Source organism: Streptomyces sp. NBC_00203 (genome assembly GCF_045206325.1).
GTDB lineage: Bacteria > Actinomycetota > Actinomycetes > Streptomycetales > Streptomycetaceae > Streptomyces > Streptomyces lutosisoli.
In genome coordinates, this window is record NZ_CP108126.1 from 2,020,957 (window position 1) to 2,043,555 (window position 22,599).

General features: G+C 69.3%; 17 protein-coding genes. 7 read left to right on the forward strand and 10 right to left on the reverse strand.

All coding sequences use genetic code 11. The features are described 5' to 3' along the window. Positions 1 to 254: 254 nt before the first annotated feature. Positions 255 to 902, reverse strand: coding sequence for a PadR family transcriptional regulator (locus OG975_RS09410; protein WP_406328693.1), 648 nt, complete (start codon positions 900 to 902; stop codon positions 255 to 257). A gap of 235 nt (positions 903 to 1,137) precedes the next feature. On the opposite strand from OG975_RS09410, the gene OG975_RS09415 reads away from it, so the two are divergent. Beyond that, on the forward strand, positions 1,138 to 2,667 hold the full coding sequence (locus OG975_RS09415) for an amino acid permease (protein ID WP_406328694.1): 1,530 nt from the start codon (positions 1,138 to 1,140) through the stop codon (positions 2,665 to 2,667). A 102-nt stretch (positions 2,668 to 2,769) separates the two neighbouring features. Continuing rightward, positions 2,770 to 2,865 carry a hypothetical protein gene (locus tag OG975_RS09420; protein WP_406336219.1) on the forward strand — a complete coding sequence of 32 codons (96 nt, stop codon included), beginning with the start codon at positions 2,770 to 2,772 and terminating at the stop codon, positions 2,863 to 2,865. 57 nt (positions 2,866 to 2,922) lie between these two features. On the opposite strand, the gene OG975_RS09425 is transcribed toward OG975_RS09420, so the two are convergent. Together OG975_RS09425 and OG975_RS09430 are read right to left on the reverse strand one after the other, a co-directional pair. Next, on the reverse strand, positions 2,923 to 4,260 hold the full coding sequence (locus OG975_RS09425) for a cytochrome P450 (protein WP_406328695.1): 1,338 nt from the start codon (positions 4,258 to 4,260) through the stop codon (positions 2,923 to 2,925). A 131-nt stretch (positions 4,261 to 4,391) separates the two neighbouring features. Beyond that, positions 4,392 to 5,432 carry a terpene synthase family protein gene (locus tag OG975_RS09430; RefSeq protein WP_406336220.1) on the reverse strand — a complete coding sequence of 347 codons (1,041 nt, stop codon included), beginning with the start codon at positions 5,430 to 5,432 and terminating at the stop codon, positions 4,392 to 4,394. Positions 5,433 to 6,049: 617 nt separating this feature from the next. Here OG975_RS09430 and OG975_RS09435 point away from each other — a divergent pair. Further along, on the forward strand, positions 6,050 to 6,994 hold the full coding sequence (locus OG975_RS09435; protein WP_406328696.1) for an RluA family pseudouridine synthase: 945 nt from the start codon (positions 6,050 to 6,052) through the stop codon (positions 6,992 to 6,994). 19 nt (positions 6,995 to 7,013) lie between these two features. Here the strand turns inward: OG975_RS09435 and OG975_RS09440 are convergent, their stop codons facing one another. From OG975_RS09440 to OG975_RS09465, 6 genes are all read right to left on the reverse strand, one after another. After that, the gene (locus OG975_RS09440; RefSeq protein ID WP_406328697.1) at positions 7,014 to 8,492 is read right to left on the reverse strand and encodes a cytochrome P450; all 1,479 of its coding nucleotides are present in this window, start codon (positions 8,490 to 8,492) and stop codon (positions 7,014 to 7,016) included. A gap of 86 nt (positions 8,493 to 8,578) precedes the next feature. Further along, on the reverse strand, positions 8,579 to 9,193 hold the full coding sequence (locus tag OG975_RS09445; protein WP_327427417.1) for an ATP/GTP-binding protein: 615 nt from the start codon (positions 9,191 to 9,193) through the stop codon (positions 8,579 to 8,581). Beyond that, entirely contained in the window at positions 9,174 to 9,611 is a 438-nt protein-coding gene (locus tag OG975_RS09450) for a DUF742 domain-containing protein (protein ID WP_327427418.1), read from the reverse strand. The genes OG975_RS09445 and OG975_RS09450 overlap by 20 nt, the downstream gene beginning before the upstream one ends. Then, positions 9,608 to 10,015, reverse strand: a complete 408-nt coding sequence (locus OG975_RS09455; RefSeq protein ID WP_330303326.1) for a roadblock/LC7 domain-containing protein — start codon at positions 10,013 to 10,015, stop codon at positions 9,608 to 9,610. Before OG975_RS09455 ends, OG975_RS09450 begins: the two co-directional genes overlap by 4 nt. After that, on the reverse strand, positions 10,012 to 11,601 hold the full coding sequence (locus tag OG975_RS09460; protein WP_406328698.1) for an ATP-binding protein: 1,590 nt from the start codon (positions 11,599 to 11,601) through the stop codon (positions 10,012 to 10,014). Before OG975_RS09460 ends, OG975_RS09455 begins: the two co-directional genes overlap by 4 nt. A gap of 313 nt (positions 11,602 to 11,914) precedes the next feature. Then, entirely contained in the window at positions 11,915 to 12,541 is a 627-nt protein-coding gene (locus OG975_RS09465; protein WP_406328699.1) for a TetR/AcrR family transcriptional regulator, read from the reverse strand. A 188-nt stretch (positions 12,542 to 12,729) separates the two neighbouring features. Here OG975_RS09465 and OG975_RS09470 point away from each other — a divergent pair, with 188 nt between their 5' ends. The 4 genes from OG975_RS09470 to atzF all read left to right on the forward strand — a co-directional run bounded on the left by OG975_RS09470 (position 12,730) and on the right by atzF (position 19,525). Beyond that, positions 12,730 to 13,554 (forward strand): urea amidolyase associated protein UAAP1, encoded by an 825-nt coding sequence (locus tag OG975_RS09470; RefSeq protein ID WP_406328700.1) that lies wholly within the window; start codon positions 12,730 to 12,732, stop codon positions 13,552 to 13,554. Beyond that, complete coding sequence (locus OG975_RS09475; RefSeq protein ID WP_406328701.1) at positions 13,551 to 14,186, forward strand: urea amidolyase associated protein UAAP2; 636 nt, start codon at positions 13,551 to 13,553, stop codon at positions 14,184 to 14,186. The genes OG975_RS09470 and OG975_RS09475 overlap by 4 nt, the downstream gene beginning before the upstream one ends. Next, positions 14,183 to 17,698, forward strand: a complete 3,516-nt coding sequence (locus tag OG975_RS09480; protein WP_406328702.1) for a 5-oxoprolinase/urea amidolyase family protein — start codon at positions 14,183 to 14,185, stop codon at positions 17,696 to 17,698. The genes OG975_RS09475 and OG975_RS09480 overlap by 4 nt, the downstream gene beginning before the upstream one ends. A gap of 174 nt (positions 17,699 to 17,872) precedes the next feature. After that, positions 17,873 to 19,525: an allophanate hydrolase gene (atzF, locus tag OG975_RS09485; protein ID WP_406328703.1), complete on the forward strand. Its 1,653-nt coding sequence runs from the start codon at positions 17,873 to 17,875 to the stop codon at positions 19,523 to 19,525. A 201-nt stretch (positions 19,526 to 19,726) separates the two neighbouring features. Here atzF and OG975_RS09490 read toward each other — a convergent pair whose 3' ends face one another. Next, positions 19,727 to 22,588, reverse strand: a complete 2,862-nt coding sequence (locus OG975_RS09490) for a DEAD/DEAH box helicase (protein ID WP_406328704.1) — start codon at positions 22,586 to 22,588, stop codon at positions 19,727 to 19,729. Positions 22,589 to 22,599: the final 11 nt, after the last annotated feature.

The following is a 22,599-nucleotide window of genomic DNA, read 5'->3' on the forward strand; positions in this document are numbered from 1 at the left end:
GAGCGAATGCGAAATATCCGCAGGAGCGGATCGACGACTGATCCGCGCGTGCGGACGTACGACTGATCCGCATGAGCGGAAAACGACTGATCCGCGTGAACGGATCGACGATTGATCCGCGTGAAGAGCGCCGGGCTATCCTGGGTGTGCCGCACCTCGATCGCCTGGAACTGCCTCACGGTGGATTCGGTTCGGGGTTCGAGACCCTGGTGGAGCTGCTGCAACAGCTCTGCCGGGGTCTGTTTACGTCTGGGTCACTCCTCGAAGTGGCGGTCCTCCAACTCCTGGAACTCCGGCGGGATCTCCCCCGTCTCATGGAAGCTCCGCCACTGCTCGACACCGTCGAGCGTGCCGTCCTTGAGCTCCCGCAGGAGGCCGCGGACCCACTCGGCCTCCGCCTCGACCATGTGCAGGCGGTACTCGCTCTCCACCAGGAAGATCCGCGGCAGACTCTCGGACAGCTTCGTCAGACCGCCGCGTGTGCTGGCGGCCTGGAACTCAAGCGTCTTGAGCCGCTCCCCCAGCAACCGCACGACCTCGTCGGGATGGATCACCCCGACGAGCGACAGCGCGGTCTCGAAGATCGGGAACTCCTGTGCCGGAACGGCGATCAGGTCCGACAGCCACTCCGTGGCCTCCTCGCGCCCGGCGTCCGTGATGCCGTAGAGCGTGCGCTCAGGGCGCTTGCCCTGCCGCTGCACCTCCGCGACCTCGACGAAGCCGTGCTTCTCCAGGTTCTGGACGACGGTGTAGAGCGAGCCGTAGTTGATCTTCAGGCTGGTGTCCTTGCCGCGTCGGCGCAGGGTCTGGGCGATCTCGTACGGGTGCATCGACCGCTCAGTGAGCAGCACCATGACCGCGAGCGCCAGCGGATTGCTCAGCTTGCGGCGTTTCGTCACCATGATGATCCCACCTCGCCTCCGAATATCCGTAGCCGAACATATCGCGTATCCGAAGAGAGCGTCAATACACACGATGTATCGCGTTCTGGCAGGGAAGGCAAGGCGTGAGGACTTAGGCCCGCCGCCGACATGGCCGCGTCACGCGAGCGAAACAGGGTCTCCCTAATTTCTGTCACCCGACAGGAATTCAGCTCGTCGTCCCGCTCACCCTTCCGCGCCGAAGGCAGGTGCCGCCGTGACCACCACCGCCCCCTCCGACGTACGCCCGGACCCGCCGGAGTCCCCCGGCGACCGCTCCCTGGCCGAGTTCGGCTACCGCCAGGAGCTGCACCGCAGCCTCGGCCGGTACGCCTCGTTCGCCGCCGGGTTCTCCTTCATCTCCGTGCTGACGACCGTCTTCCAGTTCTTCGCCTTCGGGTACGCGTTCGGCGGCCCCGTCTTCTTCTGGACCTGGCCGGCCGTGCTGGTGGGCCAGCTGATGGTCGCCGCGTGCTTCGCGGAGCTGGCCGCGCGCTATCCGATCTCGGGCGCGATCTACCAGTGGTCCTCGCGCCTGTCGAACCTCTCGTTCGGCTGGTTCGCCGGCTGGATCATGGTGATCGGGCAGATCGTGGTGGTCGCGGCGGCCGCGCTCGCGCTGCAGATGGTGCTGCCGGCGATCTGGTCCGGCTTCCAGCTGGTGGGCAGCGACCCCTCACCGATCAGCGCCGACGGCGCCGCCAACGCGGCCGTGCTCGGCGTGATCCTGCTGGTCCTGACCACGCTGGTCAACGTCGTCGACAACCGCGTGATGTCCGTGATCAACCGGGTCGGCGTGACCGCCGAGATCATCGGCGCGGTCCTGATCATCGTGCTGCTGCTCACGCACTCCGAGCGCTCTCCCGGCATCACCTTCCACACGGGTGAGGGCAGCACCGGCCTCTTCGGCGCGCTCATGGTGGGCTCCTTCATGGCGGCGTACGTGATGATCGGCTTCGACAGCGCGGGCGAGATGAGCGAGGAGACCCACAACCCGCGCCGTACCGCGCCCCGTACGATCCTCGCCGCGCTCGGCGCGGCGGGCCTGCTCGGCGGGCTGATCGTGCTCGGCGGTCTGCTGGCCGCGCCCAGCCTCACGGACGGACATCTGGGCGTCGACGGCCTGAGCTACGTCCTGACCAGCAGCCTCGGCGACGGGGTCGGCCGGGCGCTGCTCGCCGACGTGGTGGTGGCCATCGCGGTGGCGACCCTGGCGATCCAGACAGCCGCCTGCCGCATGCTCTTCTCGATGGCCCGCGACAACCAGCTCCCCTTCTCCCGCCGCCTCGCGAAGGTCAACCCGCGCACCGGCATGCCGAGCGCCCCCGCCCTGGTCGTCGGCGTCCTCGCCGCCGCCCTGCTGCTCCTCAACTTCGCTTCCCCGGACGCCTTCCTGGCGATCGGCACCACCTGCATCGTGATGCTGTACCTGGCGTACGCGATGGTGACCGGGCCGATGCTGGTCCGCCGTCTGCGCGGCGAGTTCACCGGCTCGGACGGCGTCGACGAGGAGGGCCGCCCCCTCTTCTCCCTCGGCCGCTGGGGCATCCCGGTCAACGCGCTCGCCCTCGTCTACGGCCTCTTCATGACCGTCAACCTCGCCTGGCCCCGGGCGGCGGTGTACGACCCGGCGGGCGGGCACTGGTACTTCCAGTGGTTCACTCTGTTGTTCTTGCTGGTCACGGTGGGGCTGGGGTGCCTGTACCGGTGGCTGAGGGCACATCGAGGGCCAACTGCGGAGGCCTGACGGGGAATCAGCAAGTTGCCGTCACCGTCCAGCGTCGCCGAAGCCCGACGAGCACTCGGCCAGCGCCTTCGTGAGATCCGCAAGGATGCGGGTCTGACTGCTGTGGCGCTGGCCGGTCTCGCGGGCCGGCACGAGTCCAAGTGCTCCCGTATCGAGCACGGGCGAACTCCACCTCCGGACGCGGATATTCGCGGGTAGCACTTCTCCAGCCCAGCGATCAAGCCAACCCGATACAGACGGGTGATCCTCCGTCAATCAGGCACTCTGCAGACACTCCACTCGGACCTGGACACCGTGAGGGGTCAGGGTCACACGGGGTTCGATATGCGGCAGTTGATGGTCACCACTCGAGAGCCTCCATTGGGCCACGATCGTGGACAGGGCGAGTGTCGCCAAGGTCATCGCATAGTTGTCACCGATGCACTTGCGCGCACCTCCGCCGAACGGAATGAAAGCACCGCGCACGTGTTCCTGTTCCGGAAGCCACCGGTCGGGATCGAAGGAGTTGGGGCGCGGATTGAATCGTTCATCGTGGTGGATGAGATACGGGCTGTAGATGAGGGTGGTTTCGGGGGGGATCACAGCGTCCGCCAGCCGCGCTTCCGTGGCGGTCATTCGAGTCAGGATCCATCCCGGAGGGTAGAGACGTAGTGTCTCGGTGATGACCCGGCGCGCCAGGTCGAGCTGGGGTAGATCATCCCAAGTGGCCGTTCGGGTGCCGAGAACCTTGACTGTCTCGATGCGCAATCGCTCTTGGACATCGGGGTTTTGGCACAGGAGATGCACAGCCCAGGTAAGAGCCACTGCGGTGGATTCGATGCCGGCGACGAGCAGGGTCATGATCTGAGCATGGATCTCGGCGTCGCCGAGGACTTCTCCCGCGTCGTCATGCGTCTTGAGGAGCATCGACAGCACATCGCCGTGGGTCTCATCGTCTTGCCGGTACAAGCTGATGGTCTTGCTGACCGCGGCCGATGCTCGGTTGCGAGCCCGCTCGTAGCGCACGTTGGGGGGGAGCGGCAGACGGCTCAGCCAAGGCGGGAGGACAGCCTGCTGATAGATACCTCGGAAGATATCCGGCAGACATTCCTTGACGGTGTCTATGGCGGGCCGCGCGGCTTCAGCCGTGAACAATGTTCGAGAAATTGCGTCACTCGCGAAATCGTACATCTGCGCGGCTACGTCTACAGTCCGTCCGTCGCTCCAGCCGATGGTGAGCGTGTCGATTTGCTGGGTCATGATGGCGGCGTATTCACGCAGGCAAGTGCGAGAGAAGGCCGGCTGTAAGCTGCGTCGCTGCCGCCGATGGGCGCTGTGGGGGCACGAGGCAAGACCGTTCCCAAGCGCATTCCCGATCCGTTCGATGATGGGTCCGCCCTTGTCGTAAGTGCGGTCATGCAGGAGAACTTGCTGGACGAGTTCAGGCCGGCAGACTACGACGGCCGTTTGTGTACCCAGCCGTATCTGCACCAAATCGCCATAGGAGGGGAGGGTGTTCAGAAAACGCAGCGGGTCACGGAGCAGGGGAAACAGATGCCCGACGATCGGCAGTGCCCCTGGAGCCTGTGCGATGCCTACATGGTCCGTTGCCATGGCGTGTTGGCCCTTCTTGTCGATCCAGGATGTTGGCGAGCTACTGCTCCAAGCCGTTCTTGGTTCGCATCGATGGGGCGGGAGCCTCGTAGAGGCCGGCGTCGAGGAAGACGGTGCGTATTCCTTGCTCGTCACCCGCAACTATGCCGGAAGGCACGATCCTGACTCGGGATCATCGCCTGCAGGTGAGCATGCTGTTGATCCGACTCGTCCGAGGCGGTGGGGATTGCGTAGCGGGTGGTGTTCCCGTACCAATGCAGGCATCCATTCGTCCACTGCCGCATTCCGGCAGTGACCTTCAGAATCTCTTCACGGGTGCGGGGCGGCACACCACGGCTCTCCAGGAAGGGCCGGAGCTGCTCTTCGGCGGCCAGGAAGTCGGCCACGCGCCCCTGAACCTTGGCAACGGCCGAGTCGATGGCTTCCTGCAGCGAGATTCCGTCGGCATGCTGCATGACGATGACGACGTTGTGGAAATCTCCACGCATGTCATCCAGGCGAATCGAATGCAAGTCATTCTGCCAGGCGACCACATCGCTCGCAGCTTCGACGATCTTCCTGAACAAGCCTGTCTCATAGATACTTTCAGGCACCTCCGTGCCCTGGCTGAGTTCGACCAAATCGAAGCCGAACTCCATGCCTACCGACAATCGCCTGGTCTGGGTGAAACTGTCAATCCCAGGGGGAGTGCCGCGGAACCGATTCTCGGATTCCTCGGTGAATCCTTGAAAGAACAGGTCCAGGTGCCTGTTCAGTCGTCCATGGAGCGCTGGCGAGAGCCTTTTGCCAGTACGGATGGACAGATCCGTGAGCGCCTCAGTGAAAGGAGTTTGCTCCCATGCGGGGGCAGGGTCTTCCCCGGTGTTGATGATGCTCATCAGCCGCTGGTGGACCGGAGCCCAGGCTTCCGGATCGTCATAGACCTTCAACGTGTGCAAGTCGTCCAGGATGAAGGTGAAGAAGAGCCATTCCGCGCAAAGGCAGAGATCGCGGAATGAAGCTTCTGGATAGGTCCAGGCAACAAATTGCCCGTAGCCTGCTTCCAGCCGCTCCCGGCCGCCCTGTGTCTCTGTCAGCCCGAGGCTCTTTCCGAGTGAGCGGACATACTCTTCGATCCGCCGGGTGTATGGGCTTACGGTCGGGGGGGTGGGCTCCGCGTACGTCGGGATCATGGCGAGCACTAAGTCCTCCATGTCTATGGCGCCGGAGTTGGCTGAGGCGCGTGAGGCGTGGGGCAGGTTGCCTGCTCTCGCAGCGAGAAGCCGAGGATTCGGTGGACGATCGGCGCTTCACGGTGACGTACGAGGACATCCCCGTGTGCGCTGTTGGCGCGCCCGCTCACGGGCGCGCTCCAAGAGGGCCGAGGCAGTGGCGGCCGCGGTGGGCGACGACGGGACGAGTGGCGCCACGGGCTCCCCCTTCCACGGTGGCGCGAACAGGACGCGCCGCCTTCGACGGTTGCAGCTTCTATCACATCGCAGTTCGGTCCAGACCGGTAGTGGACGCCATTGATCCATGCTTGAACGAGTTGCACTCACATCTGGACGGTCGCAGATCGCGACACGCGCGCCCCCTCCGGCAGTTGGGGGCTTTGGCGGCGGTCCTCGGCATCACCCAACAGGACGCCTCGTTGCTGACGGTGCCCGCATCCTGCCGACGGAGCGCGGGCGGGCACACCGTATTTCCACCGGCCCAGGTCCGTGCTGGTCCGGTCTTCCACCGGCCCGAACACAAGGTCGGGACCGGCTCGTACCCTGCCTGTCAGTGCGCCCTCGTACGCTTGATCGTGATGAGACGCAGAAGCCCGATCCCCCCTTCTCCCCTGCCGCAGCGCGACGGGGTCGATCCGGTGCGGGTGAAACTGCCGCAGGGGGCGGCGTGGTCAACCGTGCGTGATCATCTGGTGGAGCGGCTCGCGGCCGGGACGGGGGTGATCGACGGGATGCTGGACGCAGGGCTGATCGTGGACGCCGACGGGCGTGCCGTGCCGCGTGACATGGCGTACGTGCCGGGCATGTTCGTGTGGTTCCACCGAGAGCTGCCGTACGAAGTGCCGGTGCCGTTCGCGCTGGACGTCGTGTACCGCGACGAGCATGTCGTCGTCGTCGACAAGCCGCATTTCCTGGCCACGACACCACGCGGCAGCCATGTCACGGAGACCGCGCTTGCACGGCTGCGCCGGGAGCTGGGCCTGCCCACGCTGGGCGCCGCCCACCGGCTGGACCGGCTCACCGCCGGGCTGGTCCTGTTCACCGTGCGCCCAGCGGAGCGCGGCGCGTACCAGTCGCTGTTCCGCGACCGGCTCATCGCCAAGGAATACGAGGCCGTCGCCCCGTACGATCCGGCGCTCGCTCTGCCGCGCACCGTGCGCAGTCGGATCGTGAAGGAGCGTGGGGTCATGGCGGCGCGCGAGGTCGAGGGCGAGCCCAATGCCGTCAGCGACGTGGAGTTGCTGGAACAGCGGGACGACGGGCTGGCTCGCTACCGGCTGAGACCCCGCACCGGACAGACGCACCAACTGCGGGTGCACATGAGCGCGTTGGGGGTGCCGATCCTCGGCGATCCCCTCTATCCGGTGGTGACCGGCCCCGTGACGGCCGGCGACTTCCGGCGCCCGCTCCAACTGCTCGCGCGGGCCCTGGAGTTCACCGATCCGGTCACGGGGCGCGAGCACCGGTTCGTCAGCCCGCGTGTGCTGCGGGCCTGGTCGTCGTACGAGGAGTGGGCCGGGTAGCCCCGGCGCTCCGGTCGGCTCAGTCGCCGCGCCACCAGCGCAGGAGGCGCCGGAACACTCCCGGTCGGCGGCCCAGTTCGGGCGTCACCACCGGCGTCGTAGCGGCGGGCTCCGGAGCTGTGGGCTGTGGCTGTGCCTGTGGCTGCTGCGTGCTGACCAGCCAGTCGTTCGGGCGCTGCGGCGGCACCGGGTTGATGGAGGGCCGCTGCCTGACGTCCTGCTGAGGCTTCGGCGCGAACTTCACCGGCAGTTCCACCAGGTGCCGGTTCGAGATGGACGCCCGCCAGCGCAGCTCGTGCTCCTCGCAGGCGAGTTGGACGTCCGGAAGGCGGGTCAGCAGCGCGTCGACGCCGACGTCGGCGATGGCGCGGCCGATGTCCTGGCCCGGGCACTCGTGGGGACCGCCGCTGAAAGCGAGGTGGGAGCGGTTGCCCTGCATGTTGGCCGTGAGGTCGGGACGGACGCGCGGGTCGACGTTGCCCGGCGCCATGCCCAAGATGAGGCCGTCACCCTTGCGGATGCGCCGGCCACCCAGCTCGGTCTCCTGCTTGGCGACGTACGGGAGGATGGCGCTGAACGGCGGCTCGTCCCACAGGGACTGCTCGACCGCCTGAGGCACCGTCATCTGGCCGCCGTTGAGCCGGGCGCGGAACCCCGGGTCGGTGAGCACGACCCGCAGCACGTTGGCGATCAGGTTGGCGGTGCTCTCGTACGCGACGATCAGGACGACGCGCAGGTGCTGGCCGATCTCCTCGTCGTCGAGCCGCGCCGGGTGGTTGATCAGGTGGCTGGTGAAGTCCTCCCTGGGTTCGGCCCGGCGGCGGGTGGTGAGCCGCATCAGCACGTCCATGAGGTACGCGTTGCTGGCGATGGCGGTCTCGGTGCCCTTGAGCATGTCGCGGGCGGCGTGCACCAGCCGGTCGTTGTACTCCTCGGGCATGCCGAGGATCTCGCACATCATCGCCATCGGCAGGTGCTCGGCGAACTGGGCCACCAGGTCGGCCCTGCCCTCCTCGCAGAACTTGTTGACGAGGTGCTGAGTCGCGCGGTTGATGTGGCGGCGGATGCCCCGGTGGTCGATGGTCGACATGGCGCCGGTGACCGCGGCGCGCAGCCGCAGGTGCTCGTCGCCCTCGGCGTGGCAGCAGATGGGCTGCCAGGCGACGATCGGCATGAGCGGGTGATCCGGCTTGACCGTGCCGTCCTGCAACGGGGTCCACAACCGGGTGTCACGGGTGTACTGCGAGGGGGTGCGCAGCATGTGCATGTTCTCGGTGTGTCCGAGCACGACCCAGATCGGCACGTCCTCGTGGAGCAGCGCGGGGGCCACCGCGCCGTGCTCGGCGCGGAGTTTCTCGTACACGGCTCCCAGGTCCTCGGCTTCGGGGCCGTACAGCCGGCGCGGTCCGTCGGGACCGAGGCCGTGGGCGGGGCAGCCGGGCGGCGGGCCGAGCGTGGGGTCGTCCGTACCGGTCGGGGAGTGGGATTCAGGCGTCACGGTGATCGCTCCGAAACTGAAGTGGATCCGGTGTCTTGGGAGTTGGCGTATCTGCGTACGGATTCGGTGCGTGCGGGGGGCTCAGTTCAGGCGCGCGTCATGGCCAGCGAGTGCAGGAAGCGCATCAGCGTCATCAGGACATCCCGGCTGGAGGCCCTGCGGCGCGCGTCGCACTTGATGATCGGGATGTCCTCGGCGAGGTCGAGCGCGGTCCGCAGGTCCTCGACCGGATAGCGGGGCGCGTCCGGGAAGTCGTTTATGGCGATGACGAACGGCACACCGCGCTCCTCCAGGCGGCCGATCACGTCGAAGCTGACCTCCAGGCGGCGGGTGTCGACCAGGACGACCGCGCCGAGCGCGCCCTCGAACAGGCCGTTCCACAGGAACCAGAAGCGCTCCTGGCCAGGGGTGCCGAACAGGTAGAGCACCAGTTGTTCGGTGATCGAGATGCGGCCGAAGTCCATGGCGACGGTGGTGGCCGTCTTGGTCTCGGAGCCGTAGTTGTCGTCGACTCCGATACCGGCCTGCGTCATGGTCTCCTCGGTGGTCAGCGGCCTGATCTCGCTGACGGAACCCACCATGGTCGTCTTGCCGACCCCGAAGCCGCCCACGATCACGATCTTCACGGCGGCCTGCGCCGTGTGCGGCAGATGGTCCTCGGCGCGAGGGCCGGTGATCGTGTCAGAGCTTTTGAAGTCCATGCATCACCGCTTCGAGGAGGGAACGGTCGGGGAGCGCCGAGCGGACGATCGGGGCGCGCGCCTGTACCAGTTCGGCCGCCAGCAGCTCGGTGAGCAGGACGGTCACCACGCTGAACGGCAGATTGAGATAGGCCGAGAGCTCGGCCACGGAGAGAGGGGCCTTGCAGAGCCGGAGCAGCGCCGACTGCTCCGGCTGGGCGGCGGGCGTCGGCTCGTCGGCGCACGCCACGATTAACGTCACCAGGTCGAGGGCGGCCCGGTCGCCGCCCTCGCCTCCGCCCGTGAGCACATACAGGCGCTCGGGGTCCCTCGGGTTGTCCTGGCCCTCTGCGGGGGACCCCCTCTCGGGCGACCTCTCTTGGGGGGGCTCCTGGAACTCTTCCTTGGGGTAGCGCCGCCGGCGTTGCGGAGGAGTCATACGGTCTGCCCGTTGCGCCGCGGCGGACTCGTCAGGTGGGCGCCGATCCGTACGACGAGGTCGCGCATACGGTTGCTCATCAGTCCGGGCTCCGCCGTCTGGTCGGCGAGGACCGCGAGGTAGGCGTTTGGCCCTGCCGACATCAGGTAGAAGTAGCCGCCGTTGATCTCGATGATGACCATGCGCATCCGGCCGTCGCTGTTGGGGATCTCTCCCGCGACGGCTCCGGCCAGGCTCTGCAGGCCCGCGCAGGCCGCGGCGACCCGGTCGGCGGCGTCCGGATCACCGCCGAACCGGGCGATGCGCAGTCCGTCGGCGGAGAGCACCACGATCTGCTGGATGCCGGGTACGCCGTCGGCGAGCTCCTTGAGCATCCAGTCGAAGTTGGCTCGCTGCTGGATCACTTGAGGTCCCCCTCGTCGTCGGCCTCGGCAGGGGCCGACTGGTTGTTCGAGCTGAATGCGGTCGGATCCGGGTCACCCTTGAGTCCGTTCATGAACGCCTCGACCCACAGTCCCGGTTCGGGCTCCTTCTCCTCCGGAGCGGGCTCGGCGGCCCAGGAGGGTGCCGCTGCCGCCGCGGCCTCGGCCGCCTCCGCCTCGGCGCGGGCCTCGGCGATCCGCTGGCTGAGCGGGACCTTGACCCGGCTGCGGCGCTGCGGCAGCCCGTTGGGCGTCCATTCGGTGACCGCGGGGACGTCGTCGTCCAGGGAGCCGCCGTTCGGGTTGGGAATGCGGGGTCCGGTGGTCGGGCGGCGCTTCTTGGGCTTGCGCGCCGGGCCTTCGACTCCGCCGGTGTCCATCTGCGGTACGGCGGTCGCGCCGATGCCGTGGGCGACACCGAGGGCACGGTCGGCGGTGAGCATGGCGCTCGGCGCGACGAGGACGACGCGGACACCGCCGTACGCGGACTGCCGCAGCGAGACCTGCATGTCGTACATCCGCGAGAGCCGGCCGACGACGGCCATGCCGAGCCGGGGGTTCTCCCCCAGGAAGTCGAGGTCGGAGCCCTCCGCGGCCTTCCGGAGCAGGTCCTCGGTCTTTGCGCGGGCCTCGTCGCTGAGGTTGACGCCGCCGTCCTCGATCTCGATGGCGATGCCGGTCTGCACCTCGATTGCGGTGACGTGCACCTTGGTGTGTGGCGGCGAGTAGCGCGTGGCGTTGTCGAGGAGCTCGGCCAGGGCGTGGATGAGCGGTTCGACGGACACGCCGTTGACGGCGACCTCGACGATGTTGTGCAGCTCAATGCGGCGGTATTCGAGGATTCGGGACATCGCGCCGCGCAGTACGCTGAACAGCGGTACGGGCTGCGGCCATTGACGCCCCGGACGGCCACCGCCGAGCACCGCGATGGAGTCGGCGAGACGGCCGATCAGCGCGGTGCCGTGGTCGATGCGCAGCAGGTCGTCGAAGACCTCGGGATTGCGCCCGTGGTCCTCCTCCATCTCGCGGAGTTCCTTGTTCTGCTGGTGGACGATCGCCTGGACGCGCCGGGCGATGTTGACGAAGGCCCGGTGGGCCGCGTCACGCATCGACTCCTCGGTGTCGACGATCTTGAGCACCGTCGCCAGCAAGTCGCGCTGCGACTTGGGGACTTCGAGGAAGCCGGGGTCGTCGCGGCCGAGGGTGCGAACCACCTCTGCGGGTGAATCGCCGCCGCGCAGGCGGTCGAGCGCCGCGGGCAGGACCTCGTGGTGGAGGCGCACGATCTCCTGGTCGTGGGCGACGATGCGCTGTTCCAGGTAGGCGGTGCGCCGAGCGAGTTCGGCGCGCAGGCCACGGGCGACGCGGCCGCGGCGTACGGCTTCGGCGCCGATCGCGACGACCAGCAGTGTCGCGATGCCGCCGCACCAGCCGACGGCGGCCCGGGCCGGGTCCGTCACAACGGCGACGGCGGCTCCGGTCACCACGGCCATCAGTATGGCCGGCAGCAACAGCACGCGCGCGTAGGGAAGTTCACGGCCACCGGGAGGCGATTGAACACTCACCATGTATGCCCTCTGAGACAAATCGGCTGGGGGGTCGGGGAAGTTTGTGGGGGAAACGTCATGGTCAAACAGAATTTTCGGAACTTTTGGGAACAAGCGCACGAATACACCTCAACTCGGTGCGCTGCGGGCGAGCTTAGTCCGACCGGATCATCGCTGTGTCATATTCGGCAAGCACCTGAAATCGCCTGCGGGACAGGAGTACTCTCGGCCCCATTTACACGCTGAGCCTTCATTCGCACACGGTGCGTGACGGCGCACGGCCATGCGAAAACCGCTGCCCGGGCGGGTGAAACCCCCCTGAAATGCGGTGAGTTCAGATCCCGGCGATCCGCAGCGCCGCGTCCGCCGTGGCCTCCGCGAACGCCGACACCGGCCGCTCCGGCTCCGAGCGGTGCACGAGGATGACACCCTCGATCAGCCCGAACAGCAGATCCGTCCGCAGGTCCAGCTCACTCTTGGCGAGCGCGCCGCCCGCCGCCGTCGCGGCGAGCAACTGGCGGTAGGCATCCTTGAGTTCGGCCCGTACGGCATGGAAGCCGGCGAAGCGTTCGGTGCGCACCTCGGGCAGCAGATAGAGCCCGCCGAGGTTGTGCGGGCCACCGCAGAGCAGCTCGACGTCCGTGCGGCACAGCTCCCACAGCCGGGCCCCGGCCGGGGTCGCGTCGTCCGCGAGGAGCTCACGGGCGAAGGCCAGCGAGGGCGTGACCGTGGACTCCAGGAGCTCGGCGAGCAGCTCCTCCTTGCCGGAGACGTAGTGGTACATGGACGCCTGACGCATCCCGGCCCGCTCGGCGACGGCACGGGTGGTCGTGGCGGCGTATCCCCGCGTGGTGAACAACTCGGCGGCGGCGTCGAGCAGTTCGGCACGGGGGGTGAGCCCGCTGTCCGGCCGCTGCGCGGCCCGCGGCCTGCCTACCTTTCGCCCACCACCTGTGCCCATGCGTTCGATCCTAGCTGCGGGTTCGCTGTGTCCGGCCGCGCCCGCGCGGCGGAGCCGCATGGCGTCACAGCCCCGCACCCCGTGAGGGATCGGTAACCGTACGGCAACACACGGGCAACGGCTGCGACCCCCTGGGCTCCTAATTTCTGTCGGGCGACAGAAATAACCCAGGAGCCGGAGGACCCGCGATGGCGACAGCAACCACCTACGGAGCACGCGACCACGCCCGAGCCCAGGACGGCACCCGCACCGAGGCCATGCCCGTCGTCCCCGCCAGCGCCTGGCCGACCCCGCCCTGCGAGGCAGGCCACCTGGTGTGGGCGGAGACGGTGGCGGGCGGCAACTACACGCACAAGGTGCTGGCCCGGGGCACGGAGCTCAGGCTGACCGACCTGAAGGGCGATGCCTGCGCGCACGTCCTTCTGTACGTCGCCGACCGCCCGTGGGAGCGCCTGAACGTGGCGGACACCGTCAAGGTCCAGTGGAACGCCTACCTGGGCGAGGGACAGCTGCTCCTGTCCGACCAGGGCCGCGTGCTGGCCTCGGTGGTCGCCGACACCTCCGGGCGGCACGACGCGCTGTGCGGCACCTCCACGCTCGTACGCAACACGGAGCGGTACGGGGACGGCACCCCGCAGTCGGACTCCCCCGCCGGACGCGAGCTGCTCAAGCTGGCCGCCGCCAAGAACGGGCTCGAACCGCGTGATCTGGCACCCTCGCTCTCCTTCTTCCAGGGCGTGGAGGTACGCGACGACGGCTCGCTGGACTTCACCGGCTCGGCAGGACCCGGCGGCAGCGTGACCCTGCGCGCCGAGCAGGACGTCACCGTACTGATCGCGAATGTGCCGCATCCCGCCGATCCGCGCCCCGCGTACGTGAGCACCCCCCTGGAGGTGCTGGCCTGGCGCACCGAGGCGACCAAGCCGGGCGACCCGCTGTGGGAAGCCACACCCGAGGCCCGTCGCGCCTTCCTGAACACCGCCGAGTTCCTTGCCACGAGGGGGATCGCATGACCCGCGTCACTGTCCCGGCCCGGGCCGCCTGGTCGGCCGTCATCCGCACCGGCGAGACGCTCACCGTGACCGATCTGCACGGCAACCAGGCCGTCGACTTCCTGGTGTACGACGCCCAGGACACGGCCGTCCGCTACAGCGCGCCCGACACGATCCACGCGCAGGGCAACCTCTTCCTCACCACCGGCAGTGTGCTGATGTCCAACGAGCACACCCCGCTGATGACCGTCGTGGAGGACGAGGTCGGCCGGCACGACACGGTCGGCGGCGCCTGCTCCAAGGAGTCGAACACCCTCCGGTACGGGCACCACACCTGGTCCCAGCACGCCTGCGTGGACAACTTCCTCGCGGAGGGCGCCAAGTACGGCCTCGGCAAGCGCGATCTCGTCTCGAACATCAACTGGTACATGAACGTGCCGGTCGAGAAGGACGGCACCCTCGGCATCGTCGACGGCATCTCGGCCCCGGGGCTGAAGCTGACGCTGCGCGCCGAGCGCGACGTGATCGTGCTGGTCTCCAACTGCCCGCAGATCAACAACCCTTGCAACGGCTTCGAGCCGACGGCCGTGGAGATGACCATCGAGGCGGTCGATGTCACAGCGGCAGCCGAGGCAATCGGGGCAGCCGAATGAGCTTCGACACGCTGCTGGTCGCCAACCGCGGCGAGATCGCGGTGCGGATCATCCGTACGGCCCGCGAACTCGGACTGCGCACGGTCGCCGTGTACTCCGACCCCGACCGCTCCGCGCCGCACGTCCGGCTCGCCGACGAGGCGGTACGGCTGGGCCCGGCGCCCGCCAAGGAGTCGTACCTGGACGCCGACCTCGTCCTGAAGGCGGCCAAGGACACCGGCGCCGGGGCGATCCACCCCGGATACGGCTTCCTCTCCGAGGACGCGGCCTTCGCGCGGCGCTGCGAGGACGCCGGGATCGTGTTCGTGGGGCCGACGCCGGAGCAACTGGAGCTGTTCGGCGCCAAGCACACGGCGCGGGCCGCGGCAGAGGCGGCGGGGGTGCCGTTGGCGCCGGGTACGGGGCTCCTCCCCGGTCTTCCGGAGGCCTTGGAAGCGGCCGCGCGTATCGGCTATCCCGTCATGCTCAAGGCCACCGGCGGTGGTGGTGGCATCGGTATGTCGGCATGTCGTTCCGCCGATGAACTGACCGAGGCCTGGGAGCGGGTGCAGCGCGTCGCCGCGGCCTCCTTCTCCTCGGCCGGAGTCTTCCTGGAGCGCCTGGTCGAGGACGCCCGCCATGTCGAGGTGCAGGTCTTCGGCGACGGCCGGGGCCGCGTCGTCACCTTCGGCGACCGCGACTGCTCGCTCCAGCGCCGCAACCAGAAGGTCCTGGAGGAGGCCCCGGCACCGGGCCTGCCCGCCGCCGTGCGGTCCCAACTCGCTTCCGCGGCCCGCGACTTGTGCGCCAGTGTCGGATACCGCTCGGCCGGAACCGTCGAGTTCGTGTACGACGCGGCGCGCGAGGAGGCGTACTTCCTGGAGGTCAACACCCGTCTCCAGGTGGAACATCCGGTCACCGAGGAGATCTACGGCGTCGACCTCGTCGCCTGGATGCTGCGGCTGGCCCGCGGGGAATCCGATGTCGTACGGGACCCGGGGGCGCCCCGCGGCCACGCCGTCGAGGCCCGCGTGTACGCCGAGGACCCCTCGCGCGAACACCGGCCGAGCGCGGGCCTGTTGACGCGGGTCGAGTTCCCCGGTGGCGTCCGCGTGGACGGCTGGGTCGAGACGGGCACCGAGGTGACCACGTCGTACGACCCGATGCTCGCGAAGGTCATCGCGTACGGCTCGGACCGGGCGCACGCCCTGGAGCGGCTCGACGAGGCGCTGGCCAGGACCCGGATCGACGGCATCGAGACCAACCTGGGACTGGTACGGGCCGCGCTAGCCGACGGCTCCTTCCGGCGGGCCACGCACTCGACGGCGACGCTGGCCGGCGTCACCGATCCCACTCAGCGCATCGAGGTCGTGTCCGGCGGGACGCTCACCACGGTGCAGGACTGGCCGGGCCGCACCGGCTACTGGCAGGTGGGCGTGCCACCGTGCGGCCCGATGGACGACCTGTCGTTCCGGCTGGGCAACCGGGCGCTCGGCAACCACGAGGGCGCGCCGGGCCTGGAGTGCACGCTCCAGGGGCCGAGCCTGCGCTTCACCCACACCACGACGGTCTGCGTCACGGGCGCTCCGGCGCCGGTCACCGTGGACGGCACGGCGGTCGCGCAGTGGGAGCCGGTGACGGTGCCCGCGGGGGCCGTACTGGAGGTCGGCGCTCCCGTCGAACACGGCCTGCGCACCTACGTGCTGTTCGCGGGCGGGGGCCTGGACGTGCCGGCGTTCCTCGGCAGCGCGTCCACCTTCACGCTGGGCCGGTTCGGCGGCCACGGAGGCCGGACCCTGCGGACGGGCGACGTGCTGCACGGCGGCTCGGCCACGGAGCACGGGGCGCCCGTGCCGGTCGGCGAGCGCCCCGCGTTCTCTGCCACCTGGCGGGTCGGCGCCCTCGAAGGCCCGCACGCCGCACCGGAGTTCTTCACCGAGGACGACATCCACGACTTCTACGCCGCCGACTGGAAGGTCCACTTCAACTCGGCCCGCACAGGTGTCCGGCTGGTCGGGCCGAAGCCCCGCTGGGCGCGCACGGACGGCGGCGAGGCGGGCCTGCACCCGTCCAACATCCACGACACGCCGTACTCCGTCGGAGCGGTCGACTACACGGGCGACATGCCGGTACTGCTCGGCCCCGACGGTCCTTCGCTCGGCGGCTTCGTCTGCCCGGCGACGGTCGTCAGCACGGAACGCTGGAAGCTCGGCCAGTTCCGCCCCGGCGACACCGTGCGCTTCGCGCCGCTCGCCGACGACGGCTCGGCGCGGCCCGCGATCGTCGACGGCGGAGTGCTCGCCCGGGACGGCGACGTGACCTTCCGGCGCAGCGGCGACGACAACCTGCTGGTCGAATTCGGGCCCATGCAGCTCGACTTGGCGCTGCGCATGCGCGTGCACGCCCTGATGGAGGCGGTGGCCGAGGCCGACCTCGACGGGGTCACGGATCTCACGCCCGGCATCCGCTCCCTCCAGATCCAGGCGGACCCGCGCCGCCTCCCCCAGCGCGAACTCCTCGCCGCCGTACGGCAGATCGCGCGGACGCTGCCGCCCAGCGACCAGCTGGTGGTCCCCTCCCGCACGGTTCACCTCCCCCTCTCCTGGGACGACCCGGCCACCCGCGAGGCGATCGCCCGCTACATGGCGGGCGTCCGCGACGACGCGCCCTGGTGCCCGTGGAACATCGAGTTCATCCGCCGTGTGAACGGCCTGGACGCGGTGGAGGACGTGTACCGCACGGTCTTCGACGCGGAGTACCTCGTACTCGGCCTGGGAGACGTGTATTTGGGCGCCCCGGTGGCGACACCGCTCGACCCGCGCCACCGCCTGGTCACCACCAAGTACAACCCGGCACGCACCTGGACCGCCGAGAACTCGGTCGGCATCGGCGGCGCGTACCTCTGCATCTACGGCATGGAGGGCCCCGGCGGCTACCAGTTCGTCGGGCGTACGACCCAGGTGTGGTCGGGCTGGCAGCAGCGCGGCGCGTTCGAGCCGGGCTCGCCCTGGCTGCTGCGCTTCTTCGACCGCATCAAGTGGTACCCGGTGGACGCCGACGAACTGCTGGAACTGCGGGCCGACATCACATCGGGCCGCTTCGTACCGCGCATCGAGGAAGAAGTCTTCTCACTCGCGGACTACGAGAGCTTCCTCACCGAGAACGCCGACTCCATCGCGGAGTTCAGGACCCGCCAGGGCACAGCCTTCTCGGCGGAACGCGACGCCTGGGAGGCCGCGGGCGAGTTCACCCGCGCGGAGGCGGCCTCCACACCCACCGCTCCCCCCGTCGAGGTGACCATCCCCGAGGGCGGCCGCCTGATCGAGGCCGAATTCGCCGCGTCCGTCTGGCAGCTCAACGTCAAGCCGGGCGACACGGTCACCACCGGTCAGCCGCTGCTGGCCCTGGAGGCCATGAAGATGGAGTCACGGGTCCCCGCCCCCATGAACGGAGTAGTACACGAGATCCTGGCGAAGCCGGGCGACCAGGTGGAGGCGGGCACGGCACTGCTGGTCCTCGCTCCGGCGAGCTGAAGACGCGAGTAATTCCAACGGCGCCCTGACACCCCGCCGTCGTCCGTGGTCACACGGCACGCACGCCGACGGCCACCTGACACCGCCGCTGGTCTGTGGGCAGGCGTTCCGCAGGGCGGAACGGGTGGGCACAGACCACCCACCGGCCCGCAGCCGAAAAGCAAGGAGCAACCAATGTCCGCCCTGACCAGAGTCCAGCTGGCCTACGCCCACATCGAGGCCACGAACCGCCCCGAAATCTGGATCGACCTGCGCCCCCAGGCAGAGGTCGAGCGGGAAGCCCAAGCCATCGACGCCCAAGTCGCCGCAGGCGAACACCTCCCCCTCGCCGGCAAGCTCCTCGCCGCGAAGGGCAACATCGACGTGGCCGGACTCCAGACCACCGCCGGCTGCCCGGCCTACGCATACACCCCGGAGACCGACGCCCCCGCGGTCGCCCGCCTGCGCACTGCCGGCGCACTGATCCTCGGCACCACCAACCTCGACCAGTTCGCCACAGGCCTCGTCGGCACCCGCTCCCCGCACGGCGCCGTGCGCAACGCCCTGGACCCGGCCAGAATCAGCGGCGGCTCCAGCTCAGGATCGGCCGTAGCCGTAGCCCTCGGCATCGTCGACCTCGCCCTCGGCACGGACACCGCGGGCTCGGGCCGCGTCCCCGCCGCGTTCAACGGCATCGTCGGCCTGAAGCCGACCCGCGGCCTGGTGCCGACGGCCGGCGTCGTCCCGGCCTGCGCCTCGCTGGACTGCGTGACCGTGTTCGCCCGTACGCTCCCGGAGGCCGAGCAGGCCCTCGCATACCTGGCCTCCCCGTCGGATCGCGAACTCCCGGCGCTCCCGCAGCGCACCCCCGGCCCATGGCGCGTCGCCGTCCCGCCGACGGCGCAGCTCGGCGAACTGGACGAGGGCTGGGCACAGGCTTACGAGTCCGCCGTCGCCCAACTCGCCGCGGCCGGTGCCGAGATCCGCACCCTCGACCTCACCCCGTTCACCGAGGCGGCGGCGATGCTCTACGAGGGCGCGTTCGTGGCCGAGCGCTACACGGCAGTGGGGAGCTTTGTCGACAAGTTGATCAGCGAGGGCGGTGAGGGTCTCGACCCGACGGTCGCCGGGATCATCACCCGCGCCCGCGACATCCCCGCCCACCAGCTCTACGCCGACCAGGACCGTCTCGCCGAACTCCGCACCCGCGCGATCGCCGAGCTCGGCGACGCCGACGCACTGCTGCTGCCGACCACGCCCGGCCACCCCACGCTCGCCGAGGTCGCCGCCGACCCGCTGGGCGCAAACGCCCGCCTGGGCCGCTTCACCAACTCCACGAACCTCTTCGACCTGGCGGCCGTAGCCGTCCCGGCCGGTCTCACGCCCGCCGGTCTGCCCTTCGGTGTGATGCTGATCGGCCCCGCGTTCACCGACGAACGACTGGCGCGGATCGCCGGGCTGCTCCAGCCCCGGCTCCGGATCGCCGTGGTCGGTGCACATCTGTCCGGCCAGCCGCTCAACTCCCAACTCATCGCCCTGGGGGCAGAGTTGGAGCGCACGACGACCACCGCACCCGTGTACCGCCTGCACGCGCTGCCCACCACCCCGCCCAAGCCGGGCCTCGTCCACGTCGGCGAGGGCGGTGCCGCCATCGAGGCCGAGGTGTGGCGGCTGCCCGCCGAAGGCCTCGGGCAGCTGCTCGCCGCCCTGCCCCGGCCGATGGCGCTCGGCCGGGTCGAACTGGCCGACGGCAGTCACGTCCCCGGCTTCCTGTGCGAGCCGTCCGCGCTCGAAGGCGCCGAGGACATCACGGCGTACGGGGGCTGGCGGGCGTATGTGAACCGCTGACGCACCACGCCCGCGCCTGTTCCCCTGAGCCGCACGGCTGGTGCGCCCCGTAGGGGCGCGGGGAACTGCGCGACCAGCCCCCACCCACTCGCAGCCGAGAAACCACCGGGGGTCTGGGGCGAAGCCCCCAGGGATGGGACGGGTAGGGGCGGAGGGGGCGAGAAAACCGCCCCGCCCACACCCACAGGTTGCCCGCGCGGCTCACCCCACCGAGGAGTAAGCCACCACCCCGCGCAACAGTCCGTCGACCGCCTTGCGCGCGTTCTTCGCGACGGTCGAGGTCCCGCCGCCGGAGACGGGCGCGGCGGCCGCGATCTGGCCGAGTACGTCGATGACCTGCTTGCACCAGCGCACGAAGTCACCGGCGGGCATCTCGGCCTCGCGCAGCACCTCGTCGAGGCCCTTGCCGGAAGCCCACTCGTACGCGGCCCAGGCGAAGCCCAGGTCCGGCTCGCGCTGGCCGACGCCCTCGGTCTGGGTGATCCGGAACTCCTCCTCAAGCGCGTCCAGGTGGCCCCAGATGCGGACCATCTCGCCGAGCGCGGCCTTCGCCTTGCCGGAGGGCACCTTCGGTGCCATGGCGTCGTCGGCGACCCGGGACTCGTAGACCAACGCCGAGGCGCAGGCCGCGAGTTCGGCGGGGCTGAGTCCCTCCCAGACTCCGGCGCGCAGGCATTCGCTGGCGAGCAGGTCCAGTTCGCCGTACAGCCGGGCCAGCCGCTTGCCGTGTTCGGTGACGTCGTCGGCGCGCAGGTAGTCCAGCTCGGTGAGGAGGGCCACGATCCGGTCGAAGGTGCGGGCGATGGTGTTCGTCCGGCCCTCGATGCGGTGCTCCAGCTGCTTGGTGTCGCGCGCCAGCCGGTGGTAGCGCTCGGCCCAACGGGCGTGGTCCTCACGGTCGCTGCACCCGTGGCAGGGGTGGGCCCGGATCGCCGTGCGCAGCCGGGCGATCTCGCGGTCGTCGGCGGCCTCGGCCCGCTTCTTGCGGTGCCGGTCGGGGACGATGTGCCCGGCCTTGGTGCGCAGCGCGGACGCCAGGTCGCGACGGGACTGCGGGGAGCGCGGGTTGAAGGACTTGGGGATGCGCATCCGGTCCAGCGCCTCGACCGGCACCGGGAAGTCCATCGAGGCGAGCCGCTTCACCTGGCGCTCGGAGGTGAGCACCAGCGGGCGGGGGCCGTCGTGCTGCTCGAAGCCGCGGTGCCCGTTCGACCGGCCGGCGGGCAGGCCGGGGTCCAGCACCAGCGCCAGGCCCGCGTACTTGCCGGTCGGGACATGGATGACATCGCCGGGCTTGAGCTTCTCCAGGGCGACGGCGGCTTCGGCACGCCGCTGTGTGGCGCCCTGCTTGGCCAGCTCGGTCTCGCGGTCCTTGAGCTCGCGGCGCAGCCGCATGTACGCGTCGAAGTCGCCCAAGTGGCAGGTCATGGACTCCTTGTAGCCCTCAAGGCCCTCCTCGTTGCGCTGCACCTGCCGGGAGATCCCGACGACCGACTTGTCGGCCTGGAACTGCGCGAAGGACGTCTCAAGGAGCTCGCGCGAGCGGTGCCGGCCGAACTGCTCGACCAGGTTCACCGCCATGTTGTACGACGGCTTGAAGCTGGAGCGCAGCGGATAGGTGCGCGTGCCCGCGAGTCCCGCCAGGTGCTCGGGGCTGAAGCCGCGCTGCCACAGCACGACCGCGTGGCCCTCGACATCGATGCCTCGGCGGCCCGCACGACCGGTCAGCTGGGTGTACTCGCCGGGGGTGATGTCGGCGTGCTGCTCGCCGTTCCACTTGACGAGCTTCTCCAGCACCACCGAGCGGGCGGGCATGTTGATGCCCAGCGCGAGGGTCTCGGTCGCGAAGACGGCCTTGACCAGGCCGCGTACGAAGAGTTCCTCGACGACCTCCTTGAACGTCGGCAGCATGCCCGCGTGGTGGGCCGCGATGCCGCGCTCCAGGCCCTCCAGCCACTCGTAGTAGCCCAGGACGTGCAGGTCCTCGTCGGGGATGGAGGCCGTGCGCTCCTCCACGAGTTCGCGGACCCTCGCCCGCGCCTCGTCGTCGTTCAGCCGAAGGCCCGCGTACAGGCACTGCTGGACGGCGGCCTCGCAGGCCGCGCGGCTGAAGATGAACGTGATGGCGGGCAGCAGCCCTTCGGAGTCGAGCCGCTCGATGACCTCGGGGCGGCCCGGCGTCCACATGCGCGAGCGCTGTCTGCGCTCCCGCTCGCGGTCGGCCTCGCGCATGGCGCGGCCCCGTCTGCGGTCCTGGTACGACGGGCGGCTGGCCTCCATGCGCGCCATGCGCGTGAGGTCGGGGTTGACGGCCTTCTTGCTGCCCTCGCCCTCCTCGAAGAGGTCGTACATCCGGCGTCCGGCCAGCACGTGCTGGAACAGCGGCACGGGCCGGTGCTCGGAGACGATCACCTGGGTGTCACCACGGACGGTGTCCAGCCAGTCACCGAACTCCTCCGCGTTCGACACGGTCGCCGAGAGCGACACCAGGGTCACCGACTCCTGGAGGTGGATGATCACTTCCTCCCAGACGGCGCCACGGAAGCGGTCGGAGAGGTAGTGCACCTCGTCCATGACCACATAGCCGAGGCCGAGGAGGGTCTGCGAGCCCGCGTAGAGCATGTTGCGGAGCACCTCGGTGGTCATCACGACCACCGGGGCCTCGGAGTTGACGCTGTTGTCGCCGGTGAGCAGGCCGACCTTGTCCGCGCCGTAACGGCGGCACAGATCGGCGTACTTCTGGTTCGAGAGCGCCTTGATCGGCGTGGTGTAGAAGCACTTCTTGCCCTGCTGGAGGGCGAGGTGGACGGCGAACTCGCCGACGATCGTCTTGCCCGAGCCGGTGGGCGCGGCCACCAGCACACCCTTGCCCGCCTCGAGAGCCTGGCAGGCCTCGATCTGGAAGGGGTCGAGGCCGAAGTCGTACATCTCGCGGAAGGAGGCGAGCGCGGTGGCCTGCTCGACAGCGCGCTGCCGTGCTGCCGCATACCGCTCGGCCGGTGAGAGGTCCTCTGTCATCGTGCTTTCGAGACTACCGGGAGGCACTGACAACAGGACGATCAATATCCGGATCC